Origin of the sequence: uncultured Jatrophihabitans sp. (assembly GCF_964246335.1) — a bacterium.
Classification (GTDB): domain Bacteria; phylum Actinomycetota; class Actinomycetes; order Mycobacteriales; family Jatrophihabitantaceae; genus Jatrophihabitans.
This window is the reverse complement of the sequence record NZ_CAXTQF010000065.1, coordinates 1-18,009: the sequence shown is the minus strand read 5'-3', so window position 1 is coordinate 18,009 and position 18,009 is coordinate 1. Positions and strand designations below refer to the sequence as shown.

Below are 18,009 nucleotides of genomic sequence, written 5' to 3'. Positions count from 1 at the left end.
CAACCTCATCTGCCTATGCGCCCGACACCACCACCTCAAACACGACGGCCACTGGCAACTACGCCGCGACCGCGACGGCACCACCCGCTGGACCAATCCCGTCGGCACCACCTGGACCCGACCACCACCAGAAGCAGCGCCGTTCTGAGTTTCAAGTGATCTCGCCTGCGATGATCGGCGGGTGGGCAGCCAAGACCCGGCCGAGGCCACCATCGACAGTTACGAGCACGGGGTTGACGACTACGTTGCCGCGAGCCTCTCGCCGTCGCAGCGCTCCCGCGCGCTCGCGGAATTTCTCGATCGGTTCGCAGGATTGGTCGGCGAGGGTCGCGTGCTGGAGCTGGGCAGCGGTGCGGGTTGGGACGCCGAATATGTGGAACGACGCGGCTTGCAGGTCGACCGCACCGATGCGACGCCTGCATTCGTCGCCCGCCTGCGGGCTGCGGGACACGAGGCACGCGTGCTCGACGCGCGCGCCGAGGACTTCGGCGGCCCATACGACGCCATACTCGCCAGCGCTGTCTTGCTGCACCTGAGCCGCACGCAGCTGACACAGGCGCTGCGCGTCGCACACCGGGCCGTTCGAGCCGGCGGTGTGCTCGCGATGACGATGAAAGAGGGCGACGGGGCTGAGTGGAGCACCGCCAAGCTCGACCGACCACGCCACTTCACGTTCTGGCCCGCGCCGCAGCTGACCGAGGCGCTCAAGACCGCCGGGTGGCAGCCGATCTCGGTCGAGCAAGTGCCCGGCCGCACCGACGAGTGGCTGTTCGTGCTGGCGTCGGCTAGGTCGGCGTGATGCCCCAGCTGGCGGACCACTCCTGACCGGGCCCTAGGACGATCAGACCGTCTCGTGAATTGAACGCGTCCGGCGCGCAGGTCATCGGCTCGATCGCGACACCGTGCTGGCCGGGCGTCAGGTTCTCGCGGGTGAACACCTGCAGGTAGCCGAAGTCCGGTTCGAACCACAGCCGCGCGCCGCCGTCCGGGGCGCGCAGCTCCGCGGTGCCGAGCCCGTCCACGAACTCGAGCCCGGTGAAGCCGGCGTCCATGCGCAACGTGCCCAATTCCCGACCGGAACGCAGGTCGTACTCGGTGCCCTCGACCGGTTGCACGCCGGTCGGGATCTGCGCGTCGTCCACGACGAACTGCTCGCGCGCCGGCAACCGCACGACGACGTCGTCGAGGCGGTGGCCGCGGGTCGACAGGTAAGGGTGGGCGCCGGCACCGAACGGGGCAGCGGTCGACCCCGTGTTGCGCGCCTCGGGCGTCACCCGCAGACCGGTGTCGGCGTCGAGGGCGTACGTGACGTCGACCTGCACGTCGAAGGGGTAACCGTTCTGCGGCACGACGTCGAGGCGCAGCGTCACGGCGGACTCGGTGTGCGACACGGGTGACCACCGCGCCCATCGGCCCAAGCCGTGGATGGCGTTGCCGGCGGCGGGCTCGGTCAGCGCCAACTGCAGCTCGTCGCCGTCGAACACGTACCGGCCCTGACGGATGCGATTCGGCCACGGCACGAGCGTCGTGCCGCAGCACTTCGGTGCGAGCGCGTCGGCGGCGTAGCTGCAGGTGACGTCGGCACCGTCGACGGTGTACGTGCGCAGCCCGGCGCCGACGGCGGCGATGGTGGCCGCGTGCGCACCGGCCGAGATCGAGAACTGCTCTCCGCTGAGGGGCATGGCGTGACGCTATTCCTCCGCGGCCTGCTCCGGCTCGGCGGGAACGGCGGTCCGGGTGTCGTAGCGCCAGAAGTCGCGCACCAGCGGCGCGGCGACGGCGACGACCAGCGCGCAGGCGATGCCGCCGCCGACCCAGGCGATCGTCGTCGAGCTCACCGAGGCGGTAGCGCCGGCCCGCAGGTCACCGAGGCGCGGGCCGCCGGCGACGACCGCGATGAACACACCCTGCATGCGCCCACGCATCTCGTCCGGCGCGTAGGTCTGCAGGATGGTCTGCCGGTAGACCGCACTGACGAGGTCGGCCGCGCCGGCGAGCGCAAGTAGTCCGACGACGAGCCAGAGCTGGTGCGCGAAACCGCTCACCGCAACGGCGACACCCCAGCCGACGACGGCGAACGTCAGCGCCCGACCCTGCCGCCGCACCCGGCCGATCCAGCCACCGGACAATCCGGCGATCAGCGAGCCGATCGCGATGGCCGCGTACAGCCAGCCGACGTCGTGCCCACCGAAGCGGCTGTCGGAGACGGCGGGGAACAACGCGCGCGGCATCGCGAGCACCATCGCGCAGATGTCGACGAGGAAGGACATCAGCAGCACCGACCGCGTCCCGATGAACGCGAGCCCCTCGACGACCGAGCGCAGCCCCAGCTTGCGGCCGGAGTGGTCCGGCGGGATGGACGGCAGCCGCAGCGCCGAGTAGAGCGCCGTGGTGAACAGGACGCCGTCGATGGCGTAGGCGTAGGCGAAGCCGTGCGATCGCGCGACCAGCACGCCGGCGATGAGCGGGCCGAGCACCTGACCGACCTGGCCGAGCGTGTAGTTCAGCGTGTTGGCCGCGGGCACGAGCTCGGTGTCGACGAGCCGCGGGATGATCGCGCCGCGAGCGGACGAGGCGATCGCGAATGCGCCGGACTGCACCGCGTTCAACGCCAGGATGGTCCACACGTCGTTGAGTCCGGCCAGCGATTGCAGGAGCAGGCCCAACGTCATCGCCCACGAGACGATCGAGGCCCAGAAGTACAGCGTGCGCCGGTCGATGGCATCGGCGATCGCGCCGCCGTAGAGGCCGAACACCACGATCGGCACCAGGCCGGTCAGGCCCACGAAGCCGACGTACAGCGACGAGTGCGAGATCGCGTACACCTCGACGGGCACCGCGACCTGCGTCAGCTGCGCGCCGATGAACGACGTGCCCTGGCCGATCAGCAGCCGACGCATCGGCGCGATCTTCAGGGGTCGAGTGTCGACCGCAGCCCGCTGCAGCAACGACCGCAGACTGCGCGCCTGCTCCGGTGCCTGTTCCTGGTCGGGCTGGTCGGACGCCAGTTGATCCGTCACGGAGCCAACCGCTCGCGGACCCAGGTCTCGTTGGCACGGCGCAGCCGGATGCGGTCGTGCAACCGTCCGGTGCGGCCCTGCCAGAACTCCACCGCGTCCGGCTCGAGCAGGTAGCCGCCCCAGTTCGGCGGCGCGGGCACGGCAGCGTCGTCGGCGAAGCGCCGTGACACCTCGGCCAGCTGCTCGTCGAGCACCGCGCGCGAGCCGACCACCTGCGACTGCGGCGAGGCCCATGCGCCGAGTTGCGACTCGCGCGGCCGCGACGCGAAGTACTCCTCGGTGCGCTCTCGCGAGACCTTCGTGACCGAACCGGTGATCCGCACCTGCCGCTGCTGCGCGAGCCAGACGAACGCGATCGCCGCGCGCGGTTCGGCCTCGAGATCACGCGCCTTCGCGGACGCGTAGTTGGTGTAGAAGACGACGCCGCGCTCGTCGATGCCCTTGGCGAGCACGGTGCGCACGGACGGCGCCCCGGTGGCGTCGACGGTGGCGAGCTGGACGGCGTTGGGTTCGAGCACCTGCGGATCGGCGGCGGCGGTCTCGAACCACTCGTGCAGCAGCGGGAACCACGCGGTGCCGACGTCGGCTTCGTCGAGCGTGCCGCGCTCGTACACCCGCCGAAGCCCCGCTGGATCGGTCATCGTCATTCATCCTCGCACCTGCTCGGGACGGCTCGTGGCGGATGTGGGCAGAATGGGGCGCACGGCACTGAGCAGTGCCTGCTGCAAACCGATCGGAGCCCGTTCATGCCTGCCGACTACAGCCCGGGACTCGAAGGCGTCATCGCATTCGAGACCGAGATCGCCGAGCCCGACAAGGACGGCGGTGCGCTGCGCTACCGCGGGGTGGACATCGAGGACCTCGCCGGGCACGTGACGTTCGGCAACGTGTGGGCGCTGCTCGTCGACGGCAAGTTCGGGCCGGGGCTGCCGCCCGCCGAGCCGTTCCCCATTCCGGTGCACACCGGTGATGTGCGCGTGGACGTACAGGCCGCGCTCGCGATGCTCGCCCCCGTCTGGGGTTACCGCGCGCTGCTGGACATCAGCGACGAGGAGGCCCGCGAGCAGCTCGCCCGCGCCGCGGTCATGGCGTTGTCCTACGCCGCGCAGTCGGCGCGTGGGCTGTCCACGCCGGCGGTGCCGCAGTCGCGCATCGACCAGAGCGAGACGATCATCGAGCGGTTCATGACGCGCTGGCGCGGCGAGCCGGACCCGGCGCACACCAAGGCGGTCGACGCCTACTTCGTCTCCGCCGCCGAGCACGGCATGAACGCCTCGACGTTCACCGCCCGCGTGATCGCCTCGACGGGCGCGGACGTGGCCGCCGCGATGTCCGGCGCGATCGGCGCGATGAGCGGCCCGCTGCACGGCGGCGCGCCGGCCCGCGTGCTGCCGATGATCGAGCAGGTCGAGAAGACCGGCGACGCGAAGAAGGTCGTCACCGACATCCTCGACCGGCACGACCGCCTGATGGGCTTCGGGCACCGCGTGTACCGCGCCGAGGACCCGCGCGCCCGCGTGCTGCGCCGCACCTGCAAGGAGCTGGGCGCGAAGCGCTACGACGCCGCCGAGGCGCTGGAGCAGGCCGCCCTCGAAGAGCTGCGCGAGCGCCGTCCGGACCGGCCGATCGAGACCAACGTCGAATTCTGGGCGGCGGTCATCCTGGACTTCGCCGAGGTGCCGCCGCACATGATGCCGGCAATGTTCACGTGTGCCCGCACGGCCGGCTGGTCGGCGCACATCATGGAGCAGAAGAAGACCGGCCGGCTGGTGCGCCCGTCCGCGCGTTACATCGGCCCGGAGCCGCGCAAGCCCGAGGACGTCGACGGCTGGACCGACATCGCGCACATGTGACGTGTCCCTGGAAACCGATCGCTGGTCGCGGCACAATTTCTGGGGCGTCGTCATCGACGCGCCGGACGTCGCGGTGCTCGCCCGCTTCTACGCGCAGCTGCGCGGCTGGTCGATCCACCGGCAGGACGCCGACTGGGCCGCACTCGATGCCGGCGAAGGCGTCGGCTATATCGCGATCCAACGCAACCCGGACTACGTACGGCCGACCTGGCCGAGCCGGCCGGGCGCGCAGCAGATGATGCTGCATCTCGACTTCGAGGTCACCGATCTCGACGCCGAAGTCGACCGGGCCGTGCGTCTCGGCGCGACCGTCGCCGACGTCCAACCGCAGGACGACGTGCGGGTGCTGCTCGACCCGGCAGGGCACCCGTTCTGCCTCTACACGTCGTGAGGCGACGCCGTCAGCCGAAGGTCCTGCCCTCGCCGCGATAGGTCGGCACCGACTGCGTGAGCACGTCGCCGTCGACCATGTGGACGGTGTCGAACCGTTCCGCGAGTTCGCCGGCCTTCGCGTGCCGCAGCCACACCCGGTCGCCGACCTGCAAGGCCCGCGCACCGCGGCCGCGCACCGGTGTCTGCACCTCGCCGGCACCCTCGGTGCCGAGCAGCGCCAGACCGTCGGTGACGATCCGCGGTAGTCGCGACTTGCCGGCCGGGCCGGACGCGGCGTACCCGCCGCCGAACAGCGTGGCGATCCCCGGCGCGGGGCGACGCACCACGGGCAGCGCGAAGTACAGCGAGGGCCGCGGCGCGAAGGCGCGGTAGCGGTCGAACAGGCCGGGCACGAACAGCCCGGACCCGGCGGTCACCTCGGTCACGACGGGATCGGCGGAGGTCACTTCGAGGCTGCCGGTGCCGCCGCCGTTGACCAGCTCGAGCGCGCCGACGGTTTTTTCCACGGCGTGCACCACCCGCTGCCGGCGCTGCGCGAGTTCGGCGGCCGACCGTCGCTTGACGAGGCGCACCGCGGGCGACGTGTCCGGCAGCCCGGCGATCTGCGCCTCGTAGAACATCACGCCGACGACGTGGAACCCGCGGTCCGCCGCGGCCCGGGCCAGCGCCGCCGCGCCGGCCTCGTCGCGCACCGGTGAGCGACGCACTCCCAGGTGCGCGCGGCCGATGCGCAGCGACGCGTCGATGTCCAGGCACACGCGTAACGGCGCGTCGGGCGCCACCGTGCGGATCAGCTCGAGCTGTGCGACGTCGTCGACCATCAACGTGATCGCGTACGCGAGCGACTCGTCGGCGGCCAGCTCGGCCAGCGCGGCTCGATCGGCGGTCGGGTAGCCGAGCAGCACGTCGCGCGCGCCGCAGCGCACCAGCCAGATGGCCTCCCGCAACGAGTAGCCCATGACGCCGGCGAACCCGGGCAGCGCCAGGACGGAGTCGAGGACGGCGCGACACCGCACGGACTTCGACGCCACCCGTACCGGCCGGCCGCCGGCGCGCCGCACGAGGTCGGCGGCGTTAGCGAACAGCGCCGGCACGTCCAGCGCGGCAAGCGGTGGGTCGAGCTCCGCCGTGGCGCGGGTCAGCGCGGCCAGATCCGTCATGGCGCCACGCTAGCGGCGCGTCGGCGAGGGGACCGAACAGCATCCGCTCCTGCAGCGCGATCTGCGTGCGGTTGAAGGCCACGAAGCGGTGCCACGCACGCGGCACGGCCAGTGCGAGCCACTCGGTGAAGGTCATCGCCGCACCTCCTTCGGGTGCGGGCGCAGCAACGGGCCGAGGCCGAAGCCAGGGTCGCGGGTGTCCGCGACATGCCCGGTGGCGGCGGCGATTCCCGCAACGATGAGCAGAACCAGAACGATGAGTGCGAACATGGCAGTAAGTCTTCGCCGCACGATATGCTGCCGCGAGCGACTTCATGTCGTTGTTCGTCGAGAAACTGCCAACCTGGGAAGATGCCACCATGCCGCCGATCCGCAAGGTCGCCATTGTCGCCGTCCCCGGCGTCGCACCGTTCGAGCTCGGCCTCGCGTGGGAGGGCTTCGGCATCAACCGCGTCGACGACGGCATCCCGTTCTACGACTGCGTCGTCGTCGCGGCCACCCGCACCGTGCATTCCAGCGGCGGGTTCGACATCACCGTCGAGCACCTGCTCGACGACGCCGAGGACGCCGACCTGGTGATCGTCGCGCCGGCCGAGGGACCCGTCGAGGACTACGTCGGGCCCGAGTTCGAGGCGATCTTCGAGCTGCTCCGCCGCTCGGTCGACCGCGGCGCCGAGGTCATGAGCCTGTGTTCGGGGGCGTTCGTCCTCGGCGCCGCGGGGCTGCTGGACGGGCGGCGGTGCACAACGCACTGGCGACACGCCGCCGAGCTGCACCGCCGGCATCCGAGTGCCGACATCGACCCCAACGTGCTGTTCGTGTGCGACGGCCCGGTGCTGACCTCGGCGGGCACCGCGTCCGGGCTCGACCTGTGCCTGCACCTGATCCGCCGCGACCACGGTGAGGAGATCGCGCGGCGCGTCGCCCGGCGGATGGTAATGCCGCCGCACCGCGACGGCGGCCAGGCGCAGTTCATCGATGCCCCGATCCGGACCCGGCCCGCGGACACCCTGGCCCCGCTGCTCGACGAGCTGGCCGACGAGCTGGACGTGGAACACACCGTGGAGGCGCTGGCCGCGCGCAGCGCCATGAGCCCGCGGACGTTCGCCCGCAGATTCCGGCAGGAGACCGGCACGACGCCGCATCTGTGGCTGACCCATCAGCGGGTGCTGCTCGCTCGGCGCATGCTGGAGTCCGGCACCGACGGCATCGACACCGTCGCGGCGCGCTGCGGGTTCCAGACCGCCGCGATGCTGCGCCACCACTTCACCCGCATCGTCGGGACGACGCCCACCGCGTACCGCCGGACCTTCCAGCAGCAGCCCGCCTGAGCCGTCAGGGACAATCACCTCGTGTGGACGAACTGGGCCGGCACGGTCAGCGCCGACGTCACCGCGGTCCGGCCCGGGACGGTGCGCGAACTCGTGCGCACGGTCGCCGACGCCGCCGAGCACGGCCGGGCGATCAAGCCGATCGGCGCCGGCCACTCGTTCACCGCGATCGCCGAGACCGGCGGCGTGCAACTGCGCCTGGACCGGTTGTCCGGCATCGTCCGCGCCGACCGCGCGACCGGCCTCGTCACCGTGCTGGCGGGCACGCCGCTGCACGCGCTCAACGACGCCCTGTGGCAGCTGGGTCTCGCGCTCACCAACCTCGGTGACATCGACGTCCAGACCATCAGCGGCGCGATCTCCACCGGTACGCACGGCACCGGCGCGAAGCTCGGCGGCATCGCCACCCAGGTACGCGCGCTGGAGATCATCACCGGCGACGGTGAGCGGCGCCGGTGCTCGGCGGACGAGAACCCGGAGCTGTTCGCCGCCGCGCGCGTCGGCCTCGGTGCCCTCGGCGTCCTCGCCACCGTGACCCTGCAGTGCGAACCCGCGTACGCGCTTGCCGCCGCCGAGGCGCCGGGCACGCTGGACGAGACGCTCGCGACGTTGGACGAGCAGCTCGTCGGTAACGACCACTTCGAGTTCTACTGGTTCCCGCACACCCGGCGGGTACTGACCAAGCGCAACAACCGGGTGCTGCCCGGCACGCCGCTGCGCCCACTGGGCCGCGCGCGGCACTGGCTGGACGACGAGTTCCTGTCGAACACCGTCTTCGACCGCGTCAACCGGGTGACGACACGCCGCCCGCAGCTGATCCCGCGCGCCAACGCGCTCGCCACCCGGTTGCTCGGCGCGCGCGACTACATCGACCGCTCGTACCGCGTGTTCGCGTCGCCGCGCACTGTCCGGTTCCGCGAGATGGAGTACGCCGTCCCCCGCGCGGCCGTCCCGCAGGTGCTGGCCGAGATCGAACGCTGGTTCGCACGCAGCGGCACGCAGGTCGGGTTCCCGATCGAGGTGCGCTTCGCCGCGGCCGACGACATCTGGCTGTCCACCGCCACCGGCCGCGATTCGGGTTACATCGCGGTGCACCAGTACGTGCGCCGGGAGTACGAGCCGTACTTCCGCGCCGTCGAGGCCATCGCCGCGGACGTGGACGGCCGCCCGCACTGGGGCAAGATCCACTACCGGGACGCGGCGTCGCTACGCGGGACCTATTCGCGACTCGACGAGTTCGCCGCGCTGCGCGACAAGCTGGATCCGCAGCGGATCTTCACGAACGCCTACCTGGAGCGCGTGCTCGGCGGTTGACCGCGATCGTCAGTCGCGGGAGTCGAGCACGCAGAACTCGTTGCCCTCCGGGTCGGCGAGCACCACCCAGCTGCGCTGCGCACCCTGACCGACGTCGACCCGCCGCGCACCCAGGGCGATCAGCCGCTCGACCTCGGCGTTCTGGTCATCGGCCAGCGGCGGCGCGAGGTCGATGTGCAGCCGGTTCTTGACCGTCTTCGTCTCGTCCACCGGCACGAACACGATGACCGGCGGCTGCTCCATGACCGGCGCACTGTCGGCCTGCTCGCCGATCGCGTGCGGCGGCACGATCATGGCCTCGCGCTCCTCCTCGAACCAGACGGTCCAACCGAGCGCCTGCGCCCACCACCGCGCCTGCGCACCGATGTCGGCGCAGTCGACGACGACGGAATAGAAGCGCAGGCTCATGACGAGGACGGTATTGCCGCCGGATGCGCGACCGCGAGCAAATTTAGCGCGGGCCGCGGTGGCACGATCGACCGGTGCAACAGCCGTCCGTGGAGATCCCGCAACACCTGCTGCCCGCCGACGGCCGTTTCGGTTCCGGACCGTCGAAGGTGCCGGTCGAGTCACTGGCCGCGCTCGCGGCGACCGGCACTTCGCTGCTCGGCACCAGCCATCGGCAGGCACCGGTGCGCGAACTCGTGGGACGTATCCGCGCCGGCCTGCACGACCTGCTGGGCGTCCCGGACGGCTACGAGGTGCTGCTCGGCAACGGCGGCTCGACCGCGTTCTGGGACGCCGCCGCGTTCGGCCTGATCCGCGAGCGCGCGCAGCACCTCGTGTGCGGCGAGTTCTCGGCGAAGTTCGCCGCGGTCACCGGCGGCGCGCCGTTCCTCGCCGAGCCGGAAGTCCGCCGCGCGGAGTACGGCGGTGCACCGGCCGCCGCGGCCATTGCGGGGGTCGATGCCTACGCATGGCCGCAGAACGAGACGTCGACCGGGGTAGCGCTGCCGGTGCAGCGGGTGCCGGGCGCCGACGGGGACGCGGTGATGCTCGTCGACGCGACCTCCGCTGCAGGTGCCATCCCGGTGGACCTCGCGCAGACCGACGTCTACTACTTCGCACCGCAGAAGGCGTTCGCCGCCGAGGCGGGGCTGTGGCTGGCCGTCTGCTCCCCTGCGGCGCTGGCCCGGATCGCCGACCTGCGCACCCAGCGGTGGATGCCGCCGTCGCTCGACCTCACGGTCGCGCTGGACAACTCGCGCAAGGACCAGACGTACAACACGCCGGCCATCGCGTCGCTGTGGCTGCTTGCGCACCAACTCGACCGGCTGCTGGAAGCCGGTGGCCTGCCCGCCGCGGCCGCGCGCAGCGCCGAGTCCGCGCGCCGGCTCTACGCCTGGGCCGAGCAGCGGCCGTACACCTCGCCGTTCGTCGCGGACGCGGGACTGCGCAGCCCGGTCGTCGGCACCATCGACTTCGCCGCGGACGTGGACGCGCTCGCCGTGGCCGCGACGCTGCGGGCCAACGGCATCGTCGACACCGAGCCCTACCGGGCACTCGGGCGCAACCAGCTGCGCGTCGGCATGTACCCGGCCGTCGACCCCGACGACATCTCCGCCCTGACCGCCTGCATCGACCACGTCGTCGAGCGGCTCTGACACGGCGTGCACGGCGGCGTGTGCTCCCCGCGAACGGCGGGCCGCCCACCTATCGTCGGCGCATGCGACAGCTGCGCCTGGTCCACCTGACCGATGACGGCTCCAGCCTGCTCGTCGAGACCTATGACGGCGTCGAGCGGTTCACCCTGCCGCTCGACCCGGTGCTGCGCACGGCGGTCAGCGCACCCCAGCCGCCGCGCGCGGCGCAACCGGCCCGTACGCCGGCCCCACCGACCGACGGCGAGCTGCCCAAACCTCGCGAGATCCAGATGCGGGTGCGCGGCGGCGAGTCGCCGGAGCAGGTGGCCGCGGACGCCGGGGCCAGCATCGACAGCGTCCTGCGCTTCGCCGCGCCGGTCATGGCCGGGCGCGCACGCATCGCCGACGAGGCGCGCCGCGCGCGGGCCCGGCGCACCAGCAACGAGAACCAGGTCGTCCTGTTCGGCGAGGCCGTGGACCAGCGGTTCGAGGCGCACGGCATCTCCGCGCCGACGGTGGCATGGGACTCCCGCCGCCGTGAGGACGGCGAGTGGGTCGTGACCGCCAGCTGGCACGGCGGCGAGGCCACGCACACCGCCGAATGGGTGTTCCACCGCACGTCGCGCAGCGTGACACCCGCCGACGAGACCGCCGTCGACCTGCTCAGCGACGCCCCGATCCGCCCGGTCGTCCCACCGCAGCCGCCGCGGCCGGCCGCCCACCGGCTGCGCGAGGCCCCGCCGCTCGTGCCGGGCGTCGTGTCCTTCCCGCCGATGCCCGACGCGTTCACCGGGCCGCTGCCGATGGTCGAGGAGGTCTTCGACCAGGAGGCCGCGCCCGAGGGCCCGCGCGACCTGCCGCCGCTGCGCTCGGTCGTTCGGGCCGACGAGCCGGTGGACGAGGAATTCGCCATCGACGAGGTGCCGCTCGAGGAGCCGACGGACGAGCCGCCGCGCTACGAGACGCCCGGGTACGACGAGCAGCCGTTGCCGCTCACCCTCTCCGGCGAGCCGCTGGCGCCGGCGCCGAGCCTGCGCGAACGCCACTCCGACGCCGAGCGCGCGGAGCGGGCCCGGATCCCGGCCTGGGACGACATCCTGCTGGGTGTGCGCCGCAAGTCCGACTGAGCACACCCGACTGAGCACGCCCGACTGAGCACGCCCGACTGAGCACACCCGACTGAGCACACCCAGCTGATCACCCTGGGCGAAACTCACTCGCCCGACGTCGGTGCCGCGACGTAGCGTGCAATGACGTGGCGCCCTCCGAACATCCCGACGCAGGAGCGCTGCGCACCCTGTTGCGGCTGCGTCGCTGGACCGGTCCGTACCGCCGCGCCATCACCGTCCTGACGCTGACCGCCACCTTCGCCATGTTGGCGCAGTCGCTGCTGCCGCTGGTCATCGGCCGCGTCGTCGACGGTCCGATCCGCCACCACGACGCCGCCGGCATCTGGGCGCTGGCCGCCGTCGCGCTCGCCCTGGGCGTGGCCGAGGCGGTGCTGTTCTTCCTGCGACGCAGGGTGATGGCCACCGCTGCGCTCGGCATCGAGACCGACATGCGGCGCGATCTGTTCGCCCATCTGCAACGGCTGCCGGTGTCCTTCCACGACCGCTGGCCGTCCGGGCAACTGCTCTCGCGGATCACCACGGATCTGTCGACGCTGCGCCGCTTCGTCGGCTTCGCCGCGGTGTTCATCTTCGCGAACACAGTCGCCTCGCTCGTCGTCCTCGTGCTGCTCGTGCACATCGAGCCGTGGCTGGGCATCGCGGTGATCGTCGCGATGGTCCCGCTGATCGTCTTCACCCGCCGTTTCGAGCTGCGCTACAGCCGCAACGCGCGCCGCGCGCAGGACCTCACCGGCGACCTCGCTACGACCGTCGAGGAATCGGTACTCGGCATCCGCGTCATCAAGTCCTACGGCCGGCGCCGGCATATGCTGCGCGGGTTCAGCGGCGACGCGCAGAACGTGCGCGACGCCGAGTTGACCAAGTTCCGGACCCTGGGGCTGTTCTGGGCCGGCCTCGAAGGGCATCCGCAGCTCGTGCTGGCCGGCGTCACGGCGGGCGGCATCTACGCGGTTGCCCACGGCACGTTGAGCATCGGCGAGTTCGTCGCGTTCGTGACGCTGTACCTGCGGCTGATCTGGCCGATCATCTCGCTGGGCTGGCTGCTCGCGCTCTCCGAGGAGGCGGCGAGCGCGACGCGGCGCATCTTCGAGGTGCTGGACACCGAACCGACCATCCTGGATCCCGCGGCGCCCGCGGCCGCGGAGTCGGGCACCACGCTGCGCTTCGAGGACGTTCGCTTCCGCTACCCCGACGCGGATGTGGACGTCCTGCGCGGTGTCGACCTCGACATCCGCGCCGGCGAGACGATGGCCCTGGTCGGCGGTGTCGGCTCGGGCAAGACGACGATCACCTCGCTGGTGCCGCGGCTGCACGACGTCACCGGCGGCCGGGTGCTGATCGGCGGCGTCGACGTGCGCGACCTGCGCCTCGACCAGCTGCGGCACGCCGTCACGACGGCCTTCGAGGACGCGACGCTGTTCTCGGCCAGCGTGCGCGAGAACCTCACGCTCGGCCGGGCGGGCATCAGCGAGGCCGATGTCGACGAAGCCGTGTCGGTCGCGCAGGCGGACTTCGTGCACGAGCTGCCGTTCGGGCTGGACACCCGGATCGGCGAGCAGGGGTTGTCGCTGTCCGGCGGCCAGCGGCAGCGGCTCGCACTCGCCCGGGCGGTGCTCGGCCGGCCCCGGGTGTTGGTGCTCGACGACCCGCTTTCCGCGCTCGACGTGCACACCGAGGCGCAGGTCGAGGCCGCGCTGCGCCGGGTGCTGGCGAGCACCACCGCGTTGGTGGTGGCGCACCGCCCGTCCACCGTGCTGCTCGCCGATCGTGTCGCGCTGCTGGCCGACGGCCGGATCGCCGCTGTCGGCACGCACAGCGAGCTGCTGCACACCGTGCCGGAGTACCGCCGGCTGCTCGCGCAGAGCTCCGAGTTCGAGGCCGCGCGATGACCGAGACCATCGACCCCGATGCGTGGCGCGGGCGCGCCGACGACGACGCACCACGGCCGGATGACGTCGCGGCCGGTCTGCGGCTGCGGCCCGCCGGGCGCACGCTGCTCGCCGAGCTGATCCGTCCGCACCGGCGCGAGGTGTTCGGCGTGCTGCTGCTCGCGCTGACGCAGACCGCGGCCGCGCTGGCGGCGCCGTTCCTGATCGGCGTCGCGATCGACGACTCACTTCCCGACGCGCTGCACGGGCACTGGACGTCGCTGATCGTCATCTCGATCGTCCTGGTGGCCACCGCCCTCGCGTCCGGCTGGCTGCGCTCGATCTTCGTCGTGCGCAGCGGGCAGATCGGCCAGGCGATGCTCTACGACCTGCGCCGGCGCGGTTTCGACCACGTGCAGTCGCTGTCGGTCGCGTTCCACGAGCGGTTCACCTCCGGCCGCGTCATCTCCCGGCTGACCTCCGACGTCGACACCCTGAACGAGCTGCTCGACGCAGGCCTGGACGGCCTGCTGACCGCGCTGTTCAACAGCGCTGCGATCGCCGTTGTCCTGCTCGTGCTCGACGTGCCGCTCGCGGTGCTCTCCCTCGCGTCGCTGATCCCGCTCGTCGTGCTCTACCGCTGGTTCTCCCCGCGCGCGGCGGTGGCGTTCGCACACACCCGCGAGGCCGTCGCCACGATGATCGTCAGCATCGTCGAGAACCTGAACGGCATCCGCGCCGTGCAGGCCTTCCGCCGCGAGAAGCGCAACGACGCGATCTTCGCCGGCCTCAACGGCGACTACCGCGACGCGAACCTGGCGACGTTCCGCCTGCAGGCGTGGTTCATCCCCGGGACGACGCTCGTCGGCAATCTCGCGCTCGTCGCGGTGCTGGTCGTCGGCGGTCTGCGCGTCAACGACGGCGGCCTGCAGCTCGGCGTGCTGGCGTCGTTCCTGATCTACCTGCAGCAGTTCTACGACCCGATGGAGGACGTCGGCGTCTTCTACAACTCGTTGCAGTCGGCGACCGCGGCGTTGGACAAGATCTCCGCCCTGCTCGCCGAGCCGGCGGAGGTCGCCGAGCCGCAGGAGCCGACGCCGGTGGCCGCGCCGGTACGCGGCGCCGTGTCGCTGCACGACGTCGACTTCGGCTACCGCGCGGATCTGCCGGTCCTCGCCGGGCTGGAGCTGCACGTGCCGGCCGGGCAGACCGTCGCCCTCGTCGGGGCCACCGGCGCGGGCAAGACGACGATCGCGAAGCTCATCTCGCGCTTCTACGACCCCACGCGCGGCCGGGTGACCCTCGACGGTGTCGACCTGCGCGCCATCGCCGATCCCGAGCTGCGCACCGCGGTTGTCATGATCACGCAGGACGGCTTCCTGTTCACCGGTTCGGTGGCCGACAACATCGGCTTCGGCCGCCTCGACGCGTCCCGCGACGAGATCGTCGCCGCCGCGCAGGCGGTCGGCGCACACGATTTCATCGCCGCGCTGCCCGACGGCTACGACACGGATGTGCGCAAGCGCGGCGGCCGGCTGTCCGCCGGTCAGCGCCAGCTGGTCGCCTTCGCCCGGGCGTTCCTCGCCGACCCGGCCGTGCTGATCCTGGACGAGGCGACGTCCTCGCTGGACGTGCCGACCGAGCGCGCGGTGCAGCACGCGCTGCGCACCGTCCTGGCGCGCCGCACCGCGTTGATCATCGCGCACCGGCTGTCGACCGTCGAGATCGCCGACCGCGTGCTCGTGCTCGAGCGCGGCGAGATCGTCGAGGACGGCGCGCCGGCCGCATTGATCGACTCCGGCGAGGGTCAGTTCGCGGCGCTGCACGAATCGTGGCGCGACTCGCTGGTCTGAGGTCGCAGGGCCGGCGTGCTCAGCGCGCGATGCGCTGGACGACGCCGTCGTGCGTGCCGGTGATCCACAGCGTGTGGCTACCCGGCGCGACCGCCACCGTGTTGGGCTGGCGCACCGTGCGGTAGCGGGCGATCACCTTCGGCGTCAACGACGCGACGTCCACGCCGACGACCTCGTTCAGCTTCGTCAGCGTCACCCACACGGTGTGCGTCGTGGGATCGGCCGCGATGCCGTACGGCGTGCCCGGCAGCGACAGCCGCCCGACCTGCTTCAGCGGGTGGACGTCGACCACCAGCACCGCGTTGCCCCGGGTGTCGGTGACCAACACCCGGCCGCCGCCGATCGGTGCGTCGTGCGTGGGCCCCTTACCGACGTGGATCAGCGCTGTGCGGGTGAACGTCGTCAGGTCGAAGGTCGACACGGTGTAGTTGTGCACGTCGACCACCACTGCGGTGTGCGTGCCGTCGGCGACGACGCCGCCCGGTTGTCGAACCCCACCGACGGTCTTGATCACGCGGCCGTCGCGGATGATCGACAGCGAGTGGCCGAACTCGTTGCCCACGACGTCGTCCGCACCGATCCGGTAGGCGTCATGCGGTTGTTTTCCGACCGGCGTGCTGGCGAGGATCGCGCCGGACGGCAACCCGACCTGCAGCAATCGGCGCGCGGTCTCGTCGGGCACCAGCACCGGGCCGCCAGCAGCGGCCAGTTGCATGTGCCGCACCGAGCCGGGCAGCGCGACGCTGCGCCGCACCCGCAGCGTCGTCGGGTCGAGCAGTTGCAGGCGGTTGGGGTCGCGCACCGCGACGCCCACCAGCTGCGTGCGGGCGTCGTAGACGATGCCCTCCGGCAGCGCGCCGACGCGGGCGACGGTGCCCGCCGGACGGGCTGTCTGCGGCGGTGCGGTCGCCGGCTCCGCCGCATGGAGGGCCTTCGCGGGTGCGCCGGATCCCGAGCACCCCGCGACAGCGGCGAGTATTACGAAAATCCCTGCCAGCACACGAAGTTGTCTCATGACAACCGTGTTCGTACCGCATGTGACACAGATCGAATCCGGCGCAGATGGAACCGTTTCGCGCCCGCTCACGAATTCCCTAGTGACCGACACACTAGGAGGATCACCATGCGTGGGTATCAGAAGATCGGCGCGGCCGTCGTGGCCGCGGGGCTGGCAGCGAGCGTCGCGGCGTGCAGCAGCTCGTCCAGCAGCAGCTCGTCCAGCAGCAGCAAGAAGCCGGTGGGTGCGTTCAAGACCCTGACCGGCCAGAGCACCAGCGTCGCACTCGACGCCGGCTTCGTGAGCGCGCTCAAGTCGCTCAAGGTCACGCCGTCGCCGTACGGCACGGCCACCGTGTCGACCGCGGGTGTCGCGTCCTTCCCGATCACCGGCGGCAACGCCACGATCTACAAGAAGGGTGCCGTGACCCCGTACGTGCAGGGCACGATCGACCACAACGGCAGCGGCCTGAACCTGACCGCCGGCTCGACCAAGGTCACGATCGACGACTTCGTCGTGCACCCGGGCAACAACTCCAGCCTGACCGGCAACGTGCTCGTCAACGGCAAGCAGGCTGCGGCCAACGCACCGCTGTTCGTGCTCGACGGCAGCACGCTGAAGACCCCGACCCTCTCGGGCGGTGTCGCAACGCTGACCGGTACGCGAGTCCTGCTGTCCTCGACGGCAGCCGGCCTGCTGAACAAGACCTTCGGCGTCACGGCCATCAAGCCGAACCTGCTGATCGGCGTCGCCACCATCAAGGCGACCGGCAAGTAAACCGCACCACGCAGCGGCAGACGGCCGCGGAACCCACGGGTTCCGCGGCCGTTTGCTGTGCCGGGCAGCTCAGGTGAGCTGGGCGAAGAACACCGCAGCCGCGGTCGCGACATTGAGCGAGTCGACCGCGCCGCGCATCGGGATGCGCACGCGTTGCGTCGCGGCGGCCAGCGCGGCGTCCGTCAACCCCGGCCCTTCAGCACCGAACAGCACGGCCCACCGCTCCGGTACCGGAACGTCGCGCAAGGGCGGGGCGGCGCGATCCGGGGTGGCGGCGAGCAGCGTGAACTCCGCGAGCGCCGCCAGCGAGTCGGGCCAGCGGCCGGGCAGCACCGTGAACGGCACGTGCAGGACGTGGCCCATCGACACCCGCACGCTGCGTCGGTAGAGCGGGTCCGCGCACGTCGGGTCGAGCAGTACGGCGTCGACGCCGAAGGCCGCCGCATTCCGGAACAGCGCACCCAGGTTCTCGAAGTCGTTCAGCGATTCCAGCACCGCGACGCGCCGCGCGCCGGCGAGCAGCTGCTCGACCCGCGGCGGCGCGATCCCGTACGCCGTGGCCAGCCCCCCGCCGGTCCCCCCGAAACCGACCACCACCGGCAGCGCCAGCACGTCGACGACGAAGTCCTCGTACACGTCGCGGAGGATCTGCCGGGCGTAGTCGCGGGCCTCCTGCTCGGTGGCGTGCGCGGTGTGCCCCTCCTGCCAGAGGAACTCGGTGGTGCGCAGC

The 18,009-nt window shown here is 71.7% G+C and carries 18 protein-coding genes; 10 read left to right on the top strand and 8 right to left on the bottom strand.

The window, feature by feature from the left end; translation table 11 throughout:
• Positions 1–181: 181 nt before the first annotated feature.
• Positions 182–799 (top strand): class I SAM-dependent methyltransferase, encoded by a 618-nt coding sequence (locus ACFFCN_RS15570; protein ID WP_375493086.1) that lies wholly within the window; start codon positions 182–184, stop codon positions 797–799.
• On the opposite strand, the gene ACFFCN_RS15565 is transcribed toward ACFFCN_RS15570, so the two are convergent.
• Genes ACFFCN_RS15565 through pdxH form a run of 3 tightly spaced genes read right to left on the bottom strand, consistent with a single transcriptional unit; the run spans position 786 to position 3,667 of the window.
• A complete protein-coding gene (locus ACFFCN_RS15565; RefSeq protein WP_375493085.1) occupies positions 786–1,682 on the bottom strand; it encodes an aldose 1-epimerase family protein in 897 nt (298 codons plus the stop codon). The genes ACFFCN_RS15570 and ACFFCN_RS15565 overlap by 14 nt on opposite strands.
• A gap of 9 nt (positions 1,683–1,691) precedes the next feature.
• Positions 1,692–3,020 (bottom strand): MFS transporter, encoded by a 1,329-nt coding sequence (locus ACFFCN_RS15560; RefSeq protein WP_375493084.1) that lies wholly within the window; start codon positions 3,018–3,020, stop codon positions 1,692–1,694.
• Positions 3,017–3,667 carry a pyridoxamine 5'-phosphate oxidase gene (gene pdxH / locus ACFFCN_RS15555; protein WP_375493082.1) on the bottom strand — a complete coding sequence of 217 codons (651 nt, stop codon included), beginning with the start codon at positions 3,665–3,667 and terminating at the stop codon, positions 3,017–3,019. Before pdxH ends, ACFFCN_RS15560 begins: the two co-directional genes overlap by 4 nt.
• A gap of 99 nt (positions 3,668–3,766) precedes the next feature.
• Between pdxH and ACFFCN_RS15550 the strand changes: the two genes are divergently transcribed.
• Positions 3,767–4,873: a citrate synthase 2 gene (locus ACFFCN_RS15550; RefSeq protein ID WP_375493080.1), complete on the top strand. Its 1,107-nt coding sequence runs from the start codon at positions 3,767–3,769 to the stop codon at positions 4,871–4,873.
• 1 nt (position 4,874) lies between these two features.
• Entirely contained in the window at positions 4,875–5,264 is a 390-nt protein-coding gene (locus tag ACFFCN_RS15545; protein ID WP_375493079.1) for a VOC family protein, read from the top strand.
• A gap of 10 nt (positions 5,265–5,274) precedes the next feature.
• Here ACFFCN_RS15545 and ACFFCN_RS15540 read toward each other — a convergent pair whose 3' ends face one another.
• Both ACFFCN_RS15540 and ACFFCN_RS15535 read right to left on the bottom strand, forming a co-directional pair.
• Entirely contained in the window at positions 5,275–6,426 is a 1,152-nt protein-coding gene (locus ACFFCN_RS15540) for an alanine racemase (protein WP_375493077.1), read from the bottom strand.
• A gap of 132 nt (positions 6,427–6,558) precedes the next feature.
• Positions 6,559–6,696 carry a hypothetical protein gene (locus tag ACFFCN_RS15535; RefSeq protein ID WP_375493075.1) on the bottom strand — a complete coding sequence of 46 codons (138 nt, stop codon included), beginning with the start codon at positions 6,694–6,696 and terminating at the stop codon, positions 6,559–6,561.
• A gap of 89 nt (positions 6,697–6,785) precedes the next feature.
• Here ACFFCN_RS15535 and ACFFCN_RS15530 point away from each other — a divergent pair, with 89 nt between their 5' ends.
• Positions 6,786–7,757 carry a GlxA family transcriptional regulator gene (locus ACFFCN_RS15530; protein WP_375493073.1) on the top strand — a complete coding sequence of 324 codons (972 nt, stop codon included), beginning with the start codon at positions 6,786–6,788 and terminating at the stop codon, positions 7,755–7,757.
• A 21-nt stretch (positions 7,758–7,778) separates the two neighbouring features.
• Positions 7,779–9,071 (top strand): D-arabinono-1,4-lactone oxidase, encoded by a 1,293-nt coding sequence (locus tag ACFFCN_RS15525; protein WP_375493071.1) that lies wholly within the window; start codon positions 7,779–7,781, stop codon positions 9,069–9,071.
• 9 nt (positions 9,072–9,080) lie between these two features.
• Here the strand turns inward: ACFFCN_RS15525 and ACFFCN_RS15520 are convergent, their stop codons facing one another.
• Positions 9,081–9,479 (bottom strand): VOC family protein, encoded by a 399-nt coding sequence (locus ACFFCN_RS15520; RefSeq protein WP_375493069.1) that lies wholly within the window; start codon positions 9,477–9,479, stop codon positions 9,081–9,083.
• A gap of 74 nt (positions 9,480–9,553) precedes the next feature.
• Here ACFFCN_RS15520 and serC point away from each other — a divergent pair, with 74 nt between their 5' ends.
• From serC to ACFFCN_RS15500, 4 genes are all read left to right on the top strand, one after another.
• The gene (gene serC, locus ACFFCN_RS15515; RefSeq protein ID WP_375493067.1) at positions 9,554–10,675 is read left to right on the top strand and encodes a phosphoserine transaminase; all 1,122 of its coding nucleotides are present in this window, start codon (positions 9,554–9,556) and stop codon (positions 10,673–10,675) included.
• Between the two features lie 62 nt (positions 10,676–10,737).
• Positions 10,738–11,781, top strand: coding sequence for a septation protein SepH (gene sepH, locus ACFFCN_RS15510; protein ID WP_375493065.1), 1,044 nt, complete (start codon positions 10,738–10,740; stop codon positions 11,779–11,781).
• Positions 11,782–11,909: 128 nt separating this feature from the next.
• Entirely contained in the window at positions 11,910–13,673 is a 1,764-nt protein-coding gene (locus ACFFCN_RS15505; RefSeq protein ID WP_375493064.1) for an ABC transporter ATP-binding protein, read from the top strand.
• A complete protein-coding gene (locus ACFFCN_RS15500; protein WP_375493062.1) occupies positions 13,670–15,505 on the top strand; it encodes an ABC transporter ATP-binding protein in 1,836 nt (611 codons plus the stop codon). Before ACFFCN_RS15505 ends, ACFFCN_RS15500 begins: the two co-directional genes overlap by 4 nt.
• A 19-nt stretch (positions 15,506–15,524) precedes the next feature.
• On the opposite strand, the gene ACFFCN_RS15495 is transcribed toward ACFFCN_RS15500, so the two are convergent.
• On the bottom strand, positions 15,525–16,520 hold the full coding sequence (locus tag ACFFCN_RS15495) for a YncE family protein (RefSeq protein WP_375493060.1): 996 nt from the start codon (positions 16,518–16,520) through the stop codon (positions 15,525–15,527).
• Positions 16,521–16,742: 222 nt separating this feature from the next.
• Between ACFFCN_RS15495 and ACFFCN_RS15490 the strand changes: the two genes are divergently transcribed.
• Entirely contained in the window at positions 16,743–17,279 is a 537-nt protein-coding gene (locus ACFFCN_RS15490) for a hypothetical protein (RefSeq protein ID WP_375493058.1), read from the top strand.
• A gap of 69 nt (positions 17,280–17,348) precedes the next feature.
• Here the strand turns inward: ACFFCN_RS15490 and ACFFCN_RS15485 are convergent.
• Positions 17,349–18,009: TrmH family RNA methyltransferase (locus tag ACFFCN_RS15485; RefSeq protein WP_375493056.1), on the bottom strand; the 661-nt coding region annotated here is incomplete at its 5' end.

Bases quoted from the DNA above. Each gene is read 5' to 3' on its own strand.
- ACFFCN_RS15565 (WP_375493085.1), bottom strand. From the start codon at position 1,682: ATGCCCCTCAGCGGAGAGCAGTTCTCGATCTCGGCCGGTGCGCACGCG.
- pdxH (WP_375493082.1), bottom strand. From the start codon at position 3,667: ATGACGATGACCGATCCAGCGGGGCTTCGGCGGGTGTACGAGCGCGGC.
- ACFFCN_RS15550 (WP_375493080.1), top strand. From the start codon at position 3,767: ATGCCTGCCGACTACAGCCCGGGACTCGAAGGCGTCATCGCATTCGAG.
- ACFFCN_RS15540 (WP_375493077.1), bottom strand. From the start codon at position 6,426: ATGACGGATCTGGCCGCGCTGACCCGCGCCACGGCGGAGCTCGACCCA.
- ACFFCN_RS15535 (WP_375493075.1), bottom strand. From the start codon at position 6,696: ATGTTCGCACTCATCGTTCTGGTTCTGCTCATCGTTGCGGGAATCGCC.
- ACFFCN_RS15530 (WP_375493073.1), top strand. From the start codon at position 6,786: ATGCCGCCGATCCGCAAGGTCGCCATTGTCGCCGTCCCCGGCGTCGCA.
- ACFFCN_RS15520 (WP_375493069.1), bottom strand. From the start codon at position 9,479: ATGAGCCTGCGCTTCTATTCCGTCGTCGTCGACTGCGCCGACATCGGT.
- sepH (WP_375493065.1), top strand. From the start codon at position 10,738: ATGCGACAGCTGCGCCTGGTCCACCTGACCGATGACGGCTCCAGCCTG.
- ACFFCN_RS15500 (WP_375493062.1), top strand. From the start codon at position 13,670: ATGACCGAGACCATCGACCCCGATGCGTGGCGCGGGCGCGCCGACGAC.
- ACFFCN_RS15495 (WP_375493060.1), bottom strand. From the start codon at position 16,520: ATGAGACAACTTCGTGTGCTGGCAGGGATTTTCGTAATACTCGCCGCT.